Source organism: Streptomyces altiplanensis, from assembly GCF_053591575.1.
In genome coordinates, this window is the sequence record NZ_JBSFUB010000008.1 from 75,666 (window position 1) to 93,872 (window position 18,207).

An 18,207-nucleotide genomic window follows, 5' to 3' on the forward strand; every position below is an offset into this window, starting at 1 on the left:
TCCGGCCGTGAGCCCGGGCCCGCGGTTCTAGCCCAGACGCAGGTGGTGCAGCATCAGCAGCCCGGCCGCCATGTTGGCGGCCGGGACTTCACCGCGGGCCACCATGCCGGGGACCAGCTTGAGCGGGACCCACTCGCGCCGTGAGGACTCGAAGTCGTCCTCGGGGTGGCCGGTGTACGTCGCCTCCTCGGCCCAGTAGAGGTGGTGCCGGGCGTCGGTGAGGCCGTTGGACGGCTCGACGGTGAGGAGGGGGCGCAGCGGCCCGGGCCGCCAGCCGGTCTCCTCCTCCATCTCACGCGCCGCGGCGGCCTCGATGTCCTCGCCGTCCTCGACGACTCCCGCGGCGAGTTCCCAGCCCCAGCTGTCGGTGATGAAGCGGTGCCTCCAGAGCATCAGCACCTCGTTGGCCTCGTTGACCACCGTCGCCACGGCCACCGGGCGCAGCCGTATGACGAAGTGGTCGAGGTGCCGGCCGTCGGGGAGTTCGACATCCGCGAGGTTGACCCGGAACCAGCGGTTCTTGTAGACGTTCTGTTCGCTTAAGTTCGTCCACTGCACTGTTGTGCCACCTTTCGACAAGTAGGTGACAACATCGCAGCAGGAGCACGGTCACAGCGGAACGCGCAGAGCCCCGTCGATCAGTTCGGCCGCCTCGTCGGCGCCTGCGCATCCGCTTCCCACCAGGTGCTCGCGCACCGCACGCAACCGGTCGCGCAGCCGCTGCGACTCCATTCCCTGCGCCCGTTCGGCCATCTCCGTCGCGATCTCCACGGCCCGGTCCGCCCTGCCCTGGCGCAGCTCGATGTGGGTGAGCATGGCGAGCCGGTGCACCCGCCCCCGGTCGTGCGTCGCGGGAGAGCCGACCGCCGCCGTCGCGTGCTCCCGTGCGGCGGGCAGATCACCCAGGCTGAACAGGGCCTCGGCCACCTGGACGTTCACCAGGCCCGGCTGGACGTACCCCGTCTCGTCCGGTTCGCTGCCCGGTCTGATGCACTCGGCCTCGCTCTCCGCGCGCCGGATGCAGGACAGGGCCCCCTTGCCGTCGCCGAGGTGGGCGTACGCCTTGGCCTGCATCGCGTGCAGATCGGCGGCCAGCGCCGGGGTGATCTGCGTGCCCGCCGTGCGCAGCGCCGCCTCCGCGAAGGCCACCGCCTGCCGGTATTCGGCCATGAACAGCGACTGGTTGACGAGCAGCGCGATGATGTACGCGCCGAGCCCCCGGTCCCCGCTGGCCTTGGCGAGCCGCAGGGCCTGGTGGAAGTAGCGCTGGGCGAGCCCCTGGGCGTCCGAGTCGTACGCGCAGATGCCGGCCACCGCCACCAGACCGCCCGTCGCCCGGTGCAGGTGACGCCCCACGGCGTTGGAGTAACTGCCGCGCAGCAGAGGGGCGGTCTCCGCGTTGAGGAAGCCGACGATGCGCGAGCGCGTCGCGATGCCGCCCGCCTTGCGGTACATCAGCTCGTAGTGCGCCCGGGCCGCGCGCAGCATCTGTATGTCGGCGACGCTGACGCGCGTCTGTCCCTTGCGCGAGACGTCCGCGTCCTCCGGCGGGTTCTCCCACTCCCACACGGGCATCACGGCCGGTGTCCCGGTCACCGCGGGCGCGCCGATGATGTGGGGCCGCTGCTGTTCGTCGGAGCGCCACAGCGCGGTGGCGCGCTCCACGAAGCCCGTCAGCGGGGAGCCGTGCGGCATGCCCGTTTCGCCCGGCGAGCCGAACCCGATGTCGTCCAGCGTTATCGGCCGGTGCAGCCGGGCCGCGAGGACCTCGCAGATCAGGTCGGGCACCTGGCCGCGCGGGCGCTGGCCCTTCAACCACCGCGCCACGGCGGTGTGTTCGTACCTCAGCGCCAGGCCTCTCGCGCTGCCCGCCTGGTTCACATGGGCGGCGAGGCCTGCGTGGGAGATGCCCGCCTCGTCGAGCAGGGCGTCGAGCAGGGTATTGGGCTGCATGGCCTCTCCGGTGGCTCGGTGCGGGCGCAATACGCCAGCGTAGTGGAGCTGCTTTCACACGGGGTGTGAACCGAATGCCCGCGTTCGTGCCCCGCGTGCTCTCCCGCGCACACGCCGCGACCGCTTGACTTCAAGCGCCTCTTCACGAGGCGGCCGGGCCGCCGGCTCCCCCCTCATCACAGTGCGGCGGCCCGATCCCGCTCCGTCCGTCCTGCTGGTCTGCCCGACACTCCACGGCAGGGCGGACGGAGCGGGTCCCCGGGCTACGGAGCGACGGCCGGTCAGCGGTGGGTCAGCGGTGGGAGGGCTCGGCGTGTAAGCGGCGCGGCTCCTGGTCCCCGGGGGCCGCGGGCGACCGGCTGCGGTCCTTGCGCAGGACGAGCAGGGCGACGTCGTCGGTGAGCCGCCCGCCCGTGTGCCGCAGCAGCGCCGTGTGCACGCGCCGCACCACCACGGCGGGTGGGACCGGCGAGCCCGCGGCGGCGGCCTCGGTGAGCGCCGTCCGCAGGCAGAAGAACGTCCCGTCGGCGCTGCGGGCGTCCTCGGCGCCGTCGGTGTGCAGGACCAGCGTGTCGCCGGGAAGCAGTCGCGTGCAGCGGTGTGCGGACAGACCGTCGGGCAGCGGGAACGGACCGAGCGGCGGCAGCGGGTCCCCGCCCGCGAGCGGTTCGGCGGACTCGCGCAGCCGGTAGGGCCACGGGTGGCCGCAGTTGAGCGCCAGTACCTCGCCGTCCTCGTGGATCTCCAGCAGGAGTACGGTGACGAACTCCTCGGCCAGCGGGCTGTCCGGGGCGGTGCTGCTCACCGACGGGTGCTCGGAGCGCGACCGCTCCCGCAGGTGCCGCTGCAGCGCCCGCTCCAGCCTGCGCATGACGCCCGCGAGGTCGGCCTCGTCGTGCGCCGCCTCCCGGAAGCTGCCGAGCAGCGCGGCGACCGCCCCGATCGCGGCCAGCCCGTGGCCCCGTACGTCACCGATGACGACCCGCACACCCCCGGCGGTGGCCACGGCCTCGTACAGATCGCCCCCGACCGTCGCGCCACGGCTCACGGAGAGCTGTCCCGCGGCGACGGCGAGCCCGTCGAGCCGGGGCGGCAGCGGGCGCAGCAGCACCTGCTGGGCGGCGCGCGCGACCTCGCGGACCCGGCGCAGCTCCCGGACCGGGCCGAGCCTCACGCTCGTCAGCAGACAGGCGGCCAGCGCCAGGAAGGCGGCGCACGTCACGAAGCGGGGCGCCATCCCCCCGTGGGAGGCGAACGGGCAGGCCAGTTCCCAGACGGTCGCGGCGACGAGCCAGACGGCGGGGAGTCCGAAGACGAGGACGCCCCGCACGGAGAGCACCCCCGTACACGCGCCCCGCCAGGTCTTGGTACGGATCATCCCGACGGCCCCCTAGGCCCTGGCCCTGTACGACGCGCGGCCCTCGCAGCCGGAATGATTGTGCCGACCCTCCGTACCGGTTTGCGCACCCTGCCCACACTTCTCACCCAAATGAGTGAGGGGCGCATCCGTAACCCCGGACACGCCCCTCAGTACCGCTTCACCAGGTGTTACGCCCCGCGCAGCACCGCGCCCGTGCGCTCGCCGGCGAGCGCGACGGCGGCGTCGCGGGCGGCCGAGGCCTCCTCGACGGTCAGCGTGCGGTCGGCGGCGCGGAAGCGCAGCGCGTACGCGAGCGACTTCCTGCCGGCGCCGAGCTGTTCACCCGTGAACACGTCGAACAGCCGCAGCGATTCGAGGAGTTCACCGGCTCCTTCGCGCAGCGCGGCCTCGACGTCCGCCGAGGGCACGTCGGCGGAGACGACCAGTGCGACGTCCTGGGTCGCCACCGGGAAGGTGGAGATCCGGGGCGCCCGGAGGGCTCCGGCGCCGGCCTGCTCCAGCACGCCGGTCTCGACCTCCATGGCGCAGGTGCGCTCCGGCAGGTGGAGCGCCTTGATGACGCGCGGGTGCAGCTCACCGGCGTGTCCGGCGAGGACCTCCTCGCCGTTCACCGTGACGTACAGCGCGGCGCAGCGGCCGGGGTGCCACGGCGCGTGCCGGCCGGCGCGCACGATCAGCTCGGCACCGGCCTCGCGGGCGAGCAGACGAGCCGCCTCGACGGCGTCCGCCCAGGTGCCCGGGCGGCCCTTGCCCCACCAGCCGGCCTGCTCGCGGGCGCCCGCGAGGACGACGGCGGCGTGGTGCGGCTGACGCGGCAGCGTGGCGTTGAGACCGGCGATCTCCTCGTCGGTCGGCCGGCGGTCGACGGGCAGCCGCGCGGCCTTGTGCTCTTCCCCGGTCGGCCGGAAGACGAGACCGGCCTCGAAGAGCGCCAGGTCGTGCGAGCCGCGGCCGTCGTTGCGGCGCAGCGCGCCGAGGAGGCCCGGCAGCAGCGTGGTGCGCAGCGCCGGCTCCTCGTCGGAGATCGGGTTGACCAGCTTGACCGTACGGCGGCGGGCGTCGTCGGCGTCCAGGCCCAGCTGGTCGAGCACGGTCTCGCCGACGAACGGGTAGTTCAGCGCCTCGACGTAACCCGCGCCGGCCAGCGCACGGCCGATGCGGCGGTGCAGCCGCTGCCGCTCGGTGAGTCCGCGGCCCGAGGGCGGCGTCGGCAGGGTCGACGGGAGGTTCTCGTAACCCTCCAGCCGGATGACCTCTTCGGCCAGGTCGTTCGGGAAGGCCAGGTCGGGGCGCCAGGACGGCACGGTCACGACCAGTTCGTCCTGCCCGTACACGTCGCAGCCGACCTCCTGGAGGCGGCGTACGACGGTCTCGCGGCCGTAGTCGACACCCGCCACCCGGTCGGGGTGGTTCGCGGGCATCGAGACCGTGCGGGGCGCGGAGGGCGCGATGACCTCGGTGACGCCGGCCTCGGCGGTGCCGCCCGCGAGCAGCACGAGGAGGTCGACGGTCCGCTGGGCGGCGGCGGAGGCGGCCTCGGGGTCGGTGCCCCGCTCGAAGCGCCGGGACGCCTCGGACGACAGCTTGTGCCGCCGTGCCGTACGGGCGACGGAGAGCGCGTCGAAGTGCGCGGCCTCGATGACGACCTCGGTGGTGCCCTTGACGGCGCTGGTCTCGGGGTCGGTCTCGGAGTCGGCGATCTCGGTGTTGGCGCCGCCCATGACACCCGCGAGGCCGATGGGGCCGCGGTTGTCGGTGATCACCAGGTCCTCGGCGTCGAGGACACGCTTCGTGCCGTCGAGCGTCGTGAACTTCTCGCCCTGCTCGGCGCGGCGCACCCCGATCGGCCCGTCGATGCGGGACCGGTCGTAGGCGTGCAGCGGCTGGCCGAGCTCCAGCATCACGTAGTTGGTGACGTCGACCGCGAGCGAGATCGGACGCATCCCGGCCTTCTGCAGACGGCGCCGCAGCCAGATCGGGGAGCGGGCCTCGGGCTGGAGACCGACGACCGTACGGGCGGTGAAGCGGTCGCAGCCCCGCGGGTCGCCGACCTTCACGAGGTAGCCGTACGAGTTGGGGGCCGGCACGTCGAGCAGCGCCGGGTCGCGCAGCGGCAGCCCGTACGCGGTGGCGACCTCGCGGGCGACGCCGCGCATCGACAGGCAGTAGCCGCGGTCGGGCGTGACGGCGATGTCGAGGACCTCGTCGACGAGTTCGAGCAGCTCGATGGCGTCGGTGCCCGGCTCGTACTCGGGCGGCAGCACGATGATGCCGTTGCTGCCGTCGTCACCCATGCCCAGCTCGTCGCCGGAGCAGATCATGCCGTGCGAGGTCTTGCCGTACGTCTTGCGCGCGGCGATCGCGAAGTCGCCGGGCAGGACCGCGCCGGGCAGGACCACGACGACCTTGTCGCCGACGGCGAAGTTGCGGGCGCCGCAGACGATCTCCTGCGGCTCGCCGGTGCCGTTGGCCGTGCCGACGTCGACGGTGCAGAAGCGGATGGGCTTCTTGAACTCCGTCAGTTCCTCGATGGTGAGGACCTTGCCGACGACCAGGGGGCCCTTGAGGCCGGCGCCGAGCTGCTCGACCCTCTCGACCTCCAGGCCGGCGGACACGAGCTTGGCCTGCACGTCACGGCCGGTCTCGGTGGCGGGGAGATCGACGTACTCCCGCAGCCAGGAAAGCGGGACCCGCATCAGATCTCCATCCCGAAGGGCCGGGTGAACCGGACGTCACCCTCGACCATGTCTCGCATGTCTTCTACGTTGTGGCGGAACATGAGCATCCGCTCGATGCCGAACCCGAAGGCGAATCCGCTGTACTTCGCCGGGTCGACGCCGCAGGCGGTGAGCACCTTCGGGTTGACCATGCCGCAGCCGCCCAGCTCGATCCAGCCCTCGCTGCCGCAGGTGCGGCAGGGACGGTCCGGGTTGCCGACGGACTCGCCGCGGCAGACATAGCAGACCATGTCCATCTCGGCGGACGGCTCGGTGAACGGGAAGTAGTTCGGGCGCAGCCGGGTCTTCATGCCCTCGCCGAAGAGCGCCTGGACCATGTGGTCGAGGGTGCCCTTGAGGTCGGCCATGGTGAGGCCCTCGTCGACGGCGAGGAGCTCGATCTGGTGGAAGACCGGGGTGTGCGTGGCGTCGAGCTCGTCGGTGCGGTAGACGCGGCCGGGGCAGACGACGTACACGGGCGGCTCACGGTCGAGCAGCGCGCGGGCCTGGACCGGGGAGGTGTGCGTGCGCAGCACGACACCGGACTCGTCGTTCCTGGCACCGTCGGCGCCCTGCACGAAGAAGGTGTCCTGCATCTGGCGCGCCGGGTGGTCGGGCACGAAGTTGAGGGCGTCGAAGTTGAACCACTCCGCCTCGACCTCGGGGCCTTCGGCGACCTCGTAGCCCATGGCCACGAAGACGTCCGCGACGCGCTCCATCAGCGTGGTCAGCGGGTGCCGGGCGCCGGCCGGGACGCGGTCGTACGGCAGCGTGACATCCACCGCCTCCTCGACCAGCACGCGCGCGTCGCGCTCCTCCTCCAGGGCGGCGAGGCGGGCGGCGAGGGCCTTGTTCACGGCGCCTCGGGCCATCCCGACGCGCTTGCCGGCCTCGGCCTTGGCGGCCGGCGGCAGCGCGCCGATCTCACGGTTGGCGAGCGAGAGCGGCGAGGCGGGGCCGGTGTGCGCGGTCTTCGCGTGGGCGAGCGCGTCGAGATCCGCCGCGGCGTCGAAGGCGGCGAGCGCCTCGTCCCGCATGCGCTCGATCTCTTCCGGTTTCAGCGCCTCGACCTCAACAGGGTCGTACGACTTATTGGGTGCGGACATCTCTTCCCGTACTTCCGATTGGCTGGTGGCGTGGCCCCCGCTCGACGACTGAGGACGCAAAGGTGCCAAAGGTCGAGTCTAAAGGCCGTGAAGGGTGAAGAAACCCGTGGGCTGCTCAGGCCCCGCCCGTCGCCCGCCACCGGTCTGCCTGATTGCTTCGCAAACTTGCTTATTTCAGGTAGGCCGGGGCGCCGACGGGCAGGATAAATCGGAACTCGGCGCCGCCGCCGGGGCCGCGGCCGACGGTGATCGAACCGCCGTGCGCCTCGACGATGCCCTTGACGATGTACAGGCCGAGACCGGTGCCACCGCGCTTGCTGCCCCGCCAGAACCGGGTGAAGACGCGGCCCATCGACTCCTCGGGAATGCCGGTGCCTTCGTCGCTCACGGTCACGGCTGTTCCCTTCGTCGGATTGTCGCCGGTCTTCATCAGGGCTGTTCCCACCTCGATGGTGACCGTTCCCGCCCCGTGCCGCACCGCATTTTCCAGCAGGTTGCCCAGCACCTGGTCGATCTTGTCCGGGTCTGCCCAGAGATCGGGCAGCGGCTGCCGGACACGGACGAGGAAACGGTCCGGCGGCTGGCCGTTGGAGATGTGCGCCTGGATGTGGCGGCCGACCGCCGTCGGGATGTCCACGGGCTGCCGGCGGACCTCAAGGCGTCCGGAGTCGATGCGGGAGATGTCGAGCAGCTCGGCGATCAGCCGGGTGATCCGGCTCGCGTCGGCGTCGACGGTCTCCAGCATCAGCTTCTTCTGGTCGTCGGTGAAGCGTTCCCACTTGGCGAGCAGCGTCGCCGTGAACCCCTTGACCGAGGTCAGCGGGGAGCGCAGCTCGTGGGCGACGGTGGCGATCAGCTCGGCGTGGCTGCGCTCGGTGCGGCGCCTTGCCTCCGTACCGCGCAGACAGACGACGACCCGCCGGACGGGTCCGGTGGGCTCGTGGCGTACGTACCGGGCGGAGACCAGGACCTCGCGGCCGCCGGGCAGCAGCAGGTTGCGCTCGGGCTGCCCGGCCCGGATCGCGAGTCCGCCGTACGGATCGGTCAGGCTCCACCAGCGGCGGCCTTCGAGGTCTTCGAGGGGCAGCGCGGTCTCCAGGGGCCTGCCGAGCGCGGCGTCCTTCGGGATGGCGGTGATCCGCGACGCGGCGGCGTTGAAGCAGATGACGCGGCCGCTCTCGTCGGCGACGGCGAGGCCGTCGGGGAGGTCGTCGGGATCGATCCCGTGACCGTCCGTCCCCGCGGACGGACGCGGCAAGGAACCGCTCGCCTTCGACGGACCGCTCGTGCCGACAGCCATCCCCGTATCCCACCTCTTCCGAATGGCGGAGGAGATACCTCCCTGCTCAGGGGCCCCTCCGTGCTCGGACGAAGCCGAGAGTCCGGGGGGAGGCCGAGAGCTCGGGGGAGGGTCCCCGAGCCCGCCACCCTACTAGCTGGAGGTGACGCTGCGGCACCCTCCGGAAGCACGCTGCGCACGCGCGGAGGCGTAGAGGCACACGGCGGCGGCCGTGGCGAGGTTGAGGCTCTCGGCCCTGCCGTGGATCGGGACGCGCACCACGGCGTCCGCGAGAGCGCGGGTCTCCTCCGGCAGACCCCACGCCTCGTTGCCGAAGACCCAGGCGGAGGGCCCGCCCATGGTGCCCGCGTCGAGTTCGTCGTCGAGGTCGTCGTCGCCCGCGCCGTCGGCCGCCAGGATGCGTACGCCCGCGCTCTTCAGCCCGCTGACGGCCTGCTCGACGGGGACACCGACGGCGACCGGCAGGTGGAAGAGCGAACCGACCGAGGCGCGCACGGACTTGGGGTTGTAGAGGTCGACGGAGGCGTCGGTGAGGACGACCGCGTCGGCGCCGGCGGCGTCCGCGCAGCGCAGCACCGTACCGGCGTTCCCGGGGTCGCGGACGTGCGCCAGGACGGCGACCAGCCGGGGCTTCGCCGCGAGGATCTCCTCGAAGGGCGAGTCCAGGAAGCGGCAGACGCCGACGATGCCCTGCGGGGTGACGGTCTGCGAGACCTCGGCGAGCACCTCGTCGGGGGCCAGGTGCACGCGGGCGCCGGCGGCGCGGGCGGCGTCGACGATCCCGGCGTACCGCTCGGCGGCCTCGACGGTGGTGAAGAGCTCGATCAGGGTCGCCTCGCCGCTGTCGCCGCGGTGTTCGACGGCCTCGCGCACGGCCTGCGGCCCCTCGGCGATGAACCGGCGCTCCTTGCCGCGGAAGCTCCGCCTGGCCAGCCGCTTGGCGGCGGCGACGCGCGGGGATCGCGGGGAGATCAGCTCGGGGGTGCCCATGGTCGGCGGCTCACTTCTCTGCGTATCTCTGCGTACGGGTCTCTGCGTACGGGTCTCTGCGTACGAAAGGGGTCGTGCACGTGGGGTACAACGCACCGGACCCGCAGGCGGCGAACGCCTGCGGGTCCGGTGGACGAAGAGGTGCTGCCTGAGATCAGGCGGCGGTCTTCGGGGCGTTGACGTCGCTCGGGAGCGCCTTCTGGGCGACCTCGACGAGCGCGGCGAACGCGTTGGCGTCGTTGACCGCGAGCTCGGCCAGGATCTTGCGGTCCACCTCGATGTTGGCGGCCTTCAGACCCTGGATGAGGCGGTTGTACGTCATGCCGTTCTGGCGGGCAGCGGCGTTGATGCGCTGGATCCACAGCTGACGGAAGTCGCCCTTGCGCTTCTTGCGGTCGTTGTAGTTGTAGACCAGGGAGTGGGTGACCTGCTCCTTGGCCTTGCGGTACAGGCGCGAACGCTGACCGCGGTAGCCCTTGGCCGCCTCGAGGATTGCCCGGCGCTTCTTGTGGGCGTTGACTGCCCGCTTGACGCGTGCCACTTGTTAACTCCTTGTAGCGGGGCCGCGGTGGAACTCACACGGCCCGGAAACGAATTGGTCTCGGTCGCCCTGACGTCGCGCTCCGGTCACCCGGAGCCGCGACATCACTTGCCGAGAAGCTTCTTGATCTTCGGGGCGTCCGCCGGGGACACCACGGTGGCGCCGGTCAGCGAGCGGGTCTTCTTGGAGGACTTGTGCTCCAGGAGGTGGCGCTTGCCGGCCTTCTCGCGCATGACCTTGCCGGAGCCGGTGAGCTTGAAGCGCTTGCTGGCACCGCTGTGCGTCTTGTTCTTCGGCATGGCGCCGTTCTCTCCTCGTCAGTGGCGTTCCCCCGGCGCGTACGGCCGGACAGCGGGAGCGTCAGATCGTTGGTGTGGGCTTCCGGGCGGAACCCGGGGCCGCCTGGATGGCAGCCCCGTGAATCACGCTTCGGAAGGGGTTTCGGGCTGGACCTCGTCCGCCGGCTCGGCCTGCTCGGCCTCGTCGGTGGCACCGCCCTGGCGTTCGGCCTTGCGGGCCGCCTGGGCCTCGCGAGCCTCGGCCATGGCCTCGGTCTTCTTCTTGTGCGGGCCGAGAACCATGATCATGTTTCGGCCGTCCTGCTTGGGGCTCGACTCAATGAAGCCAAGGTCCTCGACGTCCGAAGCCAGACGCTGAAGCAGTCGGAAACCAAGTTCGGGGCGGGACTGCTCACGACCACGGAACATGATCGTGATCTTGACCTTGTCGCCCTGCTTGAGGAACCGGACGACATGACCCTTCTTGGTGTCATAGTCGTGCGGGTCGATCTTCGGCCGGAGCTTCATTTCCTTGATGACCGTGTGCGCCTGGTTCTTGCGCGCCTCACGGGCCTTCATGGCCGACTCGTACTTGAACTTCCCGTAGTCCATGAGCTTGCACACGGGCGGACGGGCGGTCGCCGCGACCTCGACCAGGTCGAGGTCGTACTCCTGCGCAAGCTCCAGGGCCTTCGCAAGGGGCACAATGCCGACCTGCTCGCCGCTGGGTCCGACGAGTCGCACCTCGGGAACGCGAATCCGGTCGTTAATGCGGGGCTCAGCGCTGATGGATCCTCCTCAGTAGCACCACACGACTGTCTGGCAGACAGCCGCGCAACGTCTGTTTCGTGAGACCAACCGAAGGGAGCCATGAAAAATGCCCCGGACGGGAACACAGGCGGGGCTCCTGGAAATACCGGAACACCACCGTGCATCTACCACCACGGGGCGCATCGAGCGGCTCCATCGTCCGTACGGAACGATGGGGGCCGCCTGACCGGTGACCCGCAGTCCGCGAGGACAGTCGGGTGGGAGATCGGAGCCTCCACTTGTGGGCCGGGCACACAGGTGTCCGGCCGGTCATTACACAAGGTTAGCAGCTCTCTGCGGAACGGGCGAACCCGGCCGGACCGGAGCCGGGACGCTGCCGACCGGGGCATATCGTGTGCGTCATGAGTGACGCGACCTCCCCCAATGAATCCCCCGACTTCGACGCCATGACGCGCGACATCGCGGAAGTCCCGGCAGTCGAGGTGATCGTGACGGTGGCGGTCAACCTGATGAGCGCCGCCGCCGTGAAGCTCGGCCTCACCGAGGACGGCGACGCCCACAAGGACCTCGACGAGGCCCGCAAGCTGGTGCACGCGCTGGCCGGTCTGCTGGACGCGAGCGCGACCGAGATCAGCTCCTTCCACGCGGCGCCGCTGCGGGACGGGCTGAAGTCCCTGCAACTGGCCTTCCGCGAGGCGTCGGCCGTGCCGGACGAGGTCGGCCAGGGGCCCGGCGAGAAGTACACCGGTCCGGTCTACGGCTGACCCGCGGACGCCTGCGGACAGAACACCCAGGCCCCGGTCCCCCGCTCGTGGGGGCCGGGGCCTCGGCGCGTACGGCCTCAGCGCGTGAAGAGGGGCTCGCCCGGCGGGACCGCGCCGGGCGGCAGCAGGGCCAGGTCGAGGCCGCGCACCAGACGGGCCCTCAGCGTCTCGTCGGCGGCCAGCGCCCCGGCGACGCGGCGGGCCGCCCCGGCCGGTTCGGCACCGGGGTCGAGGACCAGGGCCAGGGTGCCGTCCGCGCTGCCCGGGCCGAGGTGGGCGCGCAGTACGGCGGGCTCCGCGGCCACAGCGGCGCGTACCGCCTCGGTGACGGCCGGGTCGTCGAGCGGCGCCGCGCTGCTGCGGCCCTCGGCGGCGGCGAGCAGCGCGGAACCGGTGAGCTGGTACGGGACGGGTCCGGCCAGGTCGAGGACCAGCGTGTCGGCCCGTTCGTGGGCGAGGGCCTGGAGCGCCTGGCCCAGGGGCACGGCGACGGGGCGCGCCTCGGGGTTCCAGCGGGCCAGGGCCTCGGTGGAGGTGAAGGCGGGCAGGGCGCGGCGCTCGCCGGCCTGGAGGGTCGGCACGGCCATGTCGCTGGTCTTCTCGCGGCGCAGGCCGTTCTCGTCCGTCTCCACCTCGCCGAGTACGGCGACGACGGGAACCAGGAGGCGGGCGCCGGCCAGCGCTTCGAGGACCTGCGGCTCCGCCGCCGGATCCTCGGCCCAGGCGGCGAGCGCCGCGGTCAGCCGCGGGTCGGCGGTGCCGTCGTCTTCGGAGAAACCGGGGTCCGGAATGTTCTTGAGCGCCACGCCCCGAGCCTAGCCGCCGGCCGGCAGGGGTTTTCCCACGGGGCCCGCGGGCACCGCTCCTGCCATGGAGGTGTCCTTCGCCGTGTCCGGGCCGGGGAGCGGGCGGTGCGCCGTGTACGGGGAGGGCCGCTTTCCCGCCGCGAGCGTCGTCAAGGTGGGCATCCTCGCGGCGCTGCTGCTCCGGGCCCGGGACGAGGGGCGGGCTCTGGCGCGGGAGGAGCGGCGGTACGCCGAGGCCATGATCCGGCGCAGTGACAACGACGCGGCGTCGGCGCTGTGGGCGGTGATCGGCGGTGCGGCGGGGCTGGACGCGGCGCAGGCGCGGCTCGGGCTCACTCAGACGGTGGCGGACCGGGCGTGGGGGCGCACGCGGACCACCGCGAGGGATCAGGTGGCGCTGCTGCGGGCGGTCTTCGGGGCCGGGCCCGGTGCGCTGGACGAGGGGGCCCGTACGTACATCGGGGCCTTGATGGGGCAGGTCGCCGCCGGTCAGGACTGGGGGGTGTCCGCGGCCGGTTCCGGCGCCGCGCTCAAGAACGGGTGGATGCCGCGGGACGCCACCGGGCTGTGGGCCGTGCACAGCATCGGGCGGGTGGAGGTGGACGGGCGGGGTGTGCTGGTCGCCGTTCTGTCGGAGGGACACGCCACCAGGGAGGCGGGGATCGCGGTGGTGGAGGAGGTGGCGCGGGCGGCCGTCGGGGCGGCCGTCAGGAGAACCGGCGGGCGCCCGTGACGCGGCCGGCGCGCCACAGGACGACCGCCGCGGCCAGCAGCAGCACGCCGGCGCCGCCTGCGGCGGGGGCGAGCCAGCCGGCCGGTCCGTCGTCCTCGGGGTCCGGGTCGGGGCCCGTGCCGAAGAACTTCCTGCCGTACGGGGCGGAGGCCGGACGGAGGTCCGCGGGGCGCAGCTCGGCGGCGGCCTCGAGCGCGGCGGCCGGATCGACGAAGCCGTAGCCGCGGGCGTCGTCGCGGCCGCCCTCGGGCGCGTCGCGGGCGGTGTCGGCGAGGAGCTTCTTGACCTGGGCGGGGGTCAGTTCCGGGTATGCGGAGCGTACGAGGGCGGCCGCGCCGGAGACGAAGGCGGCGGCGGCGCTGGTGCCCCAGCCCTCGTAGTAACGGCGGTCGGGGTCGGCGATGATCACGTCGACGCCGGGGGCGCTGACGGTCGCGTACCAGCGGCGGGTGGAGAAGGGGGCGTGCGTGCCGGAGCTGTCCACGGCGGCCACCGCGATCACGCCGGGATAGGCGGCGGGGTACGAGATGTGGTCGCCCTCCTCGCCGCTGTTGCCGGCGGAGGCGACGACGACGGCGCCCTTGGCGAGCGCGTACTGGACGGCGGCGTCCTCGGCGGCTTCGGGGTGGGCGGACTTGCTGTCGTCGCCGAGGGAGAGGTTGATGACGTCGGCGCCGTGGTCGGCCGCCCAGCGGATGCCCTCGGCGAGGGCGTGGCCACGGGTGGACCGGGACCTCTTGCGGGCGGGGTCCGCGCCTTCGAGGATCACGCGGACCGGGAGGATCTTCGCCTCGGGCGCGATGCCGACCACGCCGTCGGCGCGGCCGGGGCCGTTTCCGTGGCCGGCGATGATCCCGGCCATGGCGGTGCCGTGGCGGGCCCAGGCGCGGTCGCCCTTGCGGGCCCCGAAGCCTATGAGGTCCTTGCCCTCCAGGACCCGGCCTTCGAGGTCGGGGTGGCTGCCGTCCACGCCGGTGTCCAGTACGGCGACGGTGACGCCCTTGCCCTTGGTCGTGCGCCAGGCCTGGTCGGTGCGCATCGCGTCGAGCGCCCACTGCTGGGCCCGGATGGTGTCGGCGTGGGCGGGGGCGGGGGGCAGCAGGGCGAGGGCGGTGGCCGCGAGGGTGGCGGCGAGGGCGCGGCGGACTGTGCGAGACGGGCGGTTCGGGCGGTTCATCGGGGGGGCTCCGGGGCCGGTCGTGCGGTCTTGCGGAGGCCGCGTTCGACGCGGTCGGCGACGCCCTTCGCCTCGTGGCCCAGGCCCGCCTGGGCGGGGGCGGTCGTCGCACCGCTCGCGGTGGCCCGGCGGGCGGGCTGCGGGTCGGGAACGGTGCGGCCGTCGGCGAAACCGGACACGGCGTACACGATGGCGGGGACGTCGGTGAGCACGCTCACCGTCCAGCTCGCGCGCTGCCGGTCGCCGAATCCCTCGGCGACGGTGCCTTCGGCGGGGTAGGTACGGGGCATCAGGTCGGTGCGGTCGGCGAGGCCCTCGTGGGTGAAACGGGCGCGCAGGGCCTTCATCGCCGGTGCGTCCGCCTCGGTGAAGACCATGCCGACCGTGGTGACACTGCTGGTGGTGGCGTCGGTGTAGGTGGCGCGCAGGAGGCGCAGGCAGCCGACCGGCCGGACCGCCTTGAGCAGCAGCGGGTCGAGGGCTTTCGCGCAGCCGCTCTCGGGGGCGACGGCGACGCGCGTCCAGACCCGGTCGGCGCCGCCGGGGCCCGCGCCGTTGCCGTCGAGGGTGCGCGGGAAGAGCGTGTCGACGGGCACGCTGTGCCAGAGGTCCCGCGCCTCGGCGTACCCGGAGGGGGTGCCGTCCTCGGCGTCCGCGCCGCCGGTGAGCCAGCTCCCGGTGACGGCACCGCCGATGAGCCCGAGCCCGAGTACGAGGCAGGCCACGGCGGCCACGACGCGGGCGGGGCGGCGGGTACGGACGGGGCGCAGCCGGGTGGTGGTCTCGGCCGGGGCCTCCGGCGCCTCCCAGTGCCGGGGCGCCGCGAACCGGGCGGGGCGGGGCGCGCCGGGCCCGGGGTGCGCGCCGACGGCACCCACGGCACCGTGCCGTGCGGCGTCGGTGGGCGGGGCCGCGGGCGGGTGGACCTCGGGCGGCAGGGCTCCCGGCGGGGCGGCGGGCACGGGCCGCAGCCGCGCGGTGGTCTCGGCCGGCCTCGCGTCGCCTCCGCCCGGTGCGGAGACGGGGCGGGGCGGTGCGGTCGCCGCAGCGGGCCCGGCCTGGCTGCCCGCACCGGGGGCCTGCGCCGGGGCGGGGTGACCGCCCGTGCCGGGAGCGGGCGCCTGAGCGGGGCGACGCGGCGCGGGGACGGGAGCGGCCCGGCCGGCGGCACCGGGCGAAGACGCCGGCGCGGAGGCGGGAGGACGCGGCGCGGGGGCGGTCCGGCCGGCTGTGCCGGGAGCGGGGGCAGGGGTGCTCGGCGCGGGGGGAGAAGCCGGGGCGGCGGGTTCCGGCGCGGCCGGGGGCGGCGGGGTGTGCCAGGTGGCCGGGAGGGGTGGCGTGGTGGGGCGGGGGGGAAGAGGGGCACGGTGTGCCTCGGTGCTCATCCGCCCCCCTGTTCGTGCTTCACCCGGCCTGTCACCCCGCGATGCACGATCGCCTTTCGGGGCAGGTCCGTTCGTGTCCTCACCGCGTGGGCGTCACTCTACGGGCTGGCGCGGGCCGGGTGGCAATCAGTCCCCGGACGCGTGGGGACTCGTAGGGACTCGTGGGGATCTGACCGGATGATGATTCCTCTACCCAGCGGTAATCCGCTCTGGCAAGCTCTGGCCATGACACCGCGCGCTGCCGACCGGGCCCGGTACGACCGGGCCACCGCCCACCTCGACGCTCCCGTCGCCGTCGTCGACCTGGAGGCGTTCGACGCCAACGCGGCCGACCTGGTCCGCCGGGCGGCGGGCAAACCGGTCCGGGTGGCGAGCAAGTCCGTACGCTGCCGGGCGCTGCTGGAACGGGTACTGGCGCGGGACGGGTTCGCGGGGCTCATGTCGTTCACGCTGGCCGAGTCGCTGTGGCTCGCGCGGTCGGGGTTCGAGGACGTGCTGCTCGCTTATCCGTCGGCGGACCGCGCGGCGTTCGCCGAGCTGGCCGGGGACGCGAAGCTGGCCGCCGCCGTGACCGTGACGGTCGACGATCCGGCGCAGCTGGAGCTGATCGACCGGGCCAGGGAGGGCGGCCGGGAGGAGATCCGGGTCTGCCTGGAGCTGGACACGTCGTTGCGGCTGCTCGGGGGCCGCGTCCGGATAGGGGCGCTGCGGTCGCCGCTGCGCGAGCCCGCCCAACTGGCCGAGCTGGCCCGGTCGGTGGTCCGCCGGCCCGGCTTCCGGCTGGTGGGCGTCATGGCGTACGAGGGGCATGTGGCCGGGGTCGGGGACGCGGTCGCGGGGCGGCCGGTGCGTTCCCGGGCCATCAGGGTGATGCAGGGGGCGGCGCGCAGGGAGCTGGCGGCCCGTCGGGCGGCCGTCGTGCGGGCGGTACGGGCCGTGGCCCCGGACCTGGAGTTCGTCAACGGCGGCGGCACCGGCAGCGTCCAGCACACCGCCGCCGAGCGCGCGGTGACCGAGATCGCGGCGGGTTCCGGGCTGTACGTGCCGCGTCTCTTCGACAACTACACCTCGTTCACCGGCCGGCCGGCCGCGCTCTTCGCGCAGCCCGTCGTGCGCAGGCCGGGCGTGGGCGTGGTGACGGTGCTCGGTGGCGGCTACCCCGCTTCGGGGGCCGCGGGCCCCGACCGGGTGCCCGTCCCGTACCTCCCGGAGGGGCTGCGGTACGACCCCCGGGAGGGGGCCGGTGAGGTGCAGACACCGCTGCTCGGCTCGCCCGCCGACGACCTGCTGATCGGCGACAAGGTGTGGTTCCGGCACGCGAAGGCGGGCGAGATGTGCGAGCGGTTCGACGCGCTTCATCTGATCGAGGGCGACGCGGTGACGGCGACCGTACCGACGTACCGGGGCGAGGGCCGCACGTTCTTGTAGGCCTTCTGGACCGGAAGGCCGGGACGAGGTCGCCGGCCCGGCCCCGGGTCACCGGTCTACAGAGGGGTCACGTACGCGCCCGCGATGCCTCCGTCGACCAGGAAGTCGGTGGCATTGACGAACGACGAGTCGTCACTGGCCAGGAAGGCCACCGCTGCCGCGATCTCGTCCGCCTCCGCGAAGCGGCCGGCCGGGATGTGGACGAGCCGGCGCGCGGCCCGCTCCGGGTCGCTGGCGAACAGCTCCTGGAGGAGCGGGGTGTTGACCGGCCCCGGGCAGAGCGCGTTCACGCGGATGCCCTCGCGGGCGAACTGCACGCCCAGCTCGCGCGACATGGCGAGAACGCCGCCCTTGGACGCCGTGTACGAGATCTGGGAGGTGGCCGCGCCCATGATCGCGACGAACGACGCGGTGTTGATGATGGAACCGCGGCCCTGGCGCTGCATGTAGGGGATGGCGGCCTTGCAGCAGAGGTAGACGGAGGTGAGGTTGACGTCCTGGACGCGCTTCCACGCCTCCAGGCCCGTCGTCAGGATCGAGTCGTCCTCGGGCGGCGAGATGCCGGCGTTGTTGAAGGCGATGTCGACCGAGCCGTAGGTGTCGTACGCCGCCTTGAACAGCGCCTCGACCTGCTCGGCGTCGGTGACGTCGACCCGTACGAACGTGCCGCCCACCTCGTCGGCCGCGGCCTTGCCCGCGCTCTCGTCGATGTCGCCGCAGACGACCCGCGCGCCCTCGGAGGCCAGACGGCGCGCGGCGGCGAGGCCGATGCCGCTGCCGGCGCCGGTGATGACGGCGGTGCGTCCCACCAGGCGGCGGCAGACGGCGGATTCGGTCCCGGCCGATTCGGCCCCGGCGGTCTCGGTGTCGGTCATGG

17 protein-coding genes are annotated in these 18,207 nt (G+C 73.2%); 3 read left to right on the forward strand and 14 right to left on the reverse strand.

Going from position 1 to position 18,207, the window contains the following annotated elements; all coding sequences use genetic code 11:
- Window positions 1–27: 27 nt before the first annotated feature.
- From ACWD0Y_RS05950 to infC, 10 genes are all read right to left on the reverse strand, one after another.
- Window positions 28–558: an NUDIX hydrolase gene (locus ACWD0Y_RS05950; protein ID WP_344496372.1), complete on the reverse strand. Its 531-nt coding sequence runs from the start codon at window positions 556–558 to the stop codon at window positions 28–30.
- A 51-nt stretch (window positions 559–609) separates the two neighbouring features.
- Window positions 610–1,953, reverse strand: coding sequence for a tetratricopeptide repeat protein (locus tag ACWD0Y_RS05955; protein ID WP_450259229.1), 1,344 nt, complete (start codon window positions 1,951–1,953; stop codon window positions 610–612).
- 292 nt (window positions 1,954–2,245) lie between these two features.
- On the reverse strand, window positions 2,246–3,331 hold the full coding sequence (locus ACWD0Y_RS05960; protein WP_450259230.1) for a PP2C family protein-serine/threonine phosphatase: 1,086 nt from the start codon (window positions 3,329–3,331) through the stop codon (window positions 2,246–2,248).
- Window positions 3,332–3,501: 170 nt separating this feature from the next.
- Complete coding sequence (gene pheT, locus ACWD0Y_RS05965; protein WP_450259231.1) at window positions 3,502–6,030, reverse strand: phenylalanine--tRNA ligase subunit beta; 2,529 nt, start codon at window positions 6,028–6,030, stop codon at window positions 3,502–3,504.
- Window positions 6,030–7,157 carry a phenylalanine--tRNA ligase subunit alpha gene (pheS, locus tag ACWD0Y_RS05970; RefSeq protein WP_450259232.1) on the reverse strand — a complete coding sequence of 376 codons (1,128 nt, stop codon included), beginning with the start codon at window positions 7,155–7,157 and terminating at the stop codon, window positions 6,030–6,032. The genes pheT and pheS overlap by 1 nt, the downstream gene beginning before the upstream one ends.
- A gap of 169 nt (window positions 7,158–7,326) precedes the next feature.
- Window positions 7,327–8,457, reverse strand: coding sequence for an ATP-binding protein (locus ACWD0Y_RS05975; protein ID WP_450259233.1), 1,131 nt, complete (start codon window positions 8,455–8,457; stop codon window positions 7,327–7,329).
- A gap of 132 nt (window positions 8,458–8,589) precedes the next feature.
- Window positions 8,590–9,447, reverse strand: coding sequence for a TrmH family RNA methyltransferase (locus tag ACWD0Y_RS05980; protein ID WP_450259234.1), 858 nt, complete (start codon window positions 9,445–9,447; stop codon window positions 8,590–8,592).
- A gap of 154 nt (window positions 9,448–9,601) precedes the next feature.
- Window positions 9,602–9,988, reverse strand: a complete 387-nt coding sequence (gene rplT / locus ACWD0Y_RS05985) for a 50S ribosomal protein L20 (RefSeq protein WP_028815427.1) — start codon at window positions 9,986–9,988, stop codon at window positions 9,602–9,604.
- A gap of 104 nt (window positions 9,989–10,092) precedes the next feature.
- Complete coding sequence (rpmI, locus tag ACWD0Y_RS05990; protein WP_093801676.1) at window positions 10,093–10,287, reverse strand: 50S ribosomal protein L35; 195 nt, start codon at window positions 10,285–10,287, stop codon at window positions 10,093–10,095.
- Between the two features lie 123 nt (window positions 10,288–10,410).
- The gene (gene infC, locus ACWD0Y_RS05995; RefSeq protein WP_255306457.1) at window positions 10,411–11,055 is read right to left on the reverse strand and encodes a translation initiation factor IF-3; all 645 of its coding nucleotides are present in this window, start codon (window positions 11,053–11,055) and stop codon (window positions 10,411–10,413) included.
- Between the two features lie 383 nt (window positions 11,056–11,438).
- Between infC and ACWD0Y_RS06000 the strand changes: the two genes are divergently transcribed.
- Entirely contained in the window at window positions 11,439–11,801 is a 363-nt protein-coding gene (locus ACWD0Y_RS06000) for a DUF1844 domain-containing protein (protein ID WP_093801675.1), read from the forward strand.
- 77 nt (window positions 11,802–11,878) lie between these two features.
- Here ACWD0Y_RS06000 and ACWD0Y_RS06005 read toward each other — a convergent pair whose 3' ends face one another.
- Window positions 11,879–12,607 (reverse strand): SseB family protein, encoded by a 729-nt coding sequence (locus ACWD0Y_RS06005; RefSeq protein ID WP_450259235.1) that lies wholly within the window; start codon window positions 12,605–12,607, stop codon window positions 11,879–11,881.
- A gap of 64 nt (window positions 12,608–12,671) precedes the next feature.
- On the opposite strand from ACWD0Y_RS06005, the gene ACWD0Y_RS06010 reads away from it, so the two are divergent.
- Window positions 12,672–13,340, forward strand: a complete 669-nt coding sequence (locus ACWD0Y_RS06010) for a serine hydrolase (RefSeq protein WP_450259236.1) — start codon at window positions 12,672–12,674, stop codon at window positions 13,338–13,340.
- Here the strand turns inward: ACWD0Y_RS06010 and mycP are convergent.
- Together mycP and ACWD0Y_RS06020 are read right to left on the reverse strand one after the other, a co-directional pair.
- Window positions 13,315–14,517, reverse strand: coding sequence for a type VII secretion-associated serine protease mycosin (mycP, locus tag ACWD0Y_RS06015; RefSeq protein WP_450259237.1), 1,203 nt, complete (start codon window positions 14,515–14,517; stop codon window positions 13,315–13,317). The genes ACWD0Y_RS06010 and mycP overlap by 26 nt on opposite strands.
- The gene (locus tag ACWD0Y_RS06020) at window positions 14,514–15,479 is read right to left on the reverse strand and encodes a hypothetical protein (RefSeq protein WP_450259238.1); all 966 of its coding nucleotides are present in this window, start codon (window positions 15,477–15,479) and stop codon (window positions 14,514–14,516) included. Before ACWD0Y_RS06020 ends, mycP begins: the two co-directional genes overlap by 4 nt.
- Window positions 15,480–16,127: 648 nt before the next feature.
- On the opposite strand from ACWD0Y_RS06020, the gene ACWD0Y_RS06025 reads away from it, so the two are divergent.
- A complete protein-coding gene (locus ACWD0Y_RS06025; protein WP_450259239.1) occupies window positions 16,128–17,330 on the forward strand; it encodes an amino acid deaminase/aldolase in 1,203 nt (400 codons plus the stop codon).
- 56 nt (window positions 17,331–17,386) lie between these two features.
- Here the strand turns inward: ACWD0Y_RS06025 and ACWD0Y_RS06030 are convergent, their stop codons facing one another.
- Window positions 17,387–18,205: a 3-oxoacyl-ACP reductase gene (locus tag ACWD0Y_RS06030; protein ID WP_450259240.1), complete on the reverse strand. Its 819-nt coding sequence runs from the start codon at window positions 18,203–18,205 to the stop codon at window positions 17,387–17,389.
- Window positions 18,206–18,207: the final 2 nt, after the last annotated feature.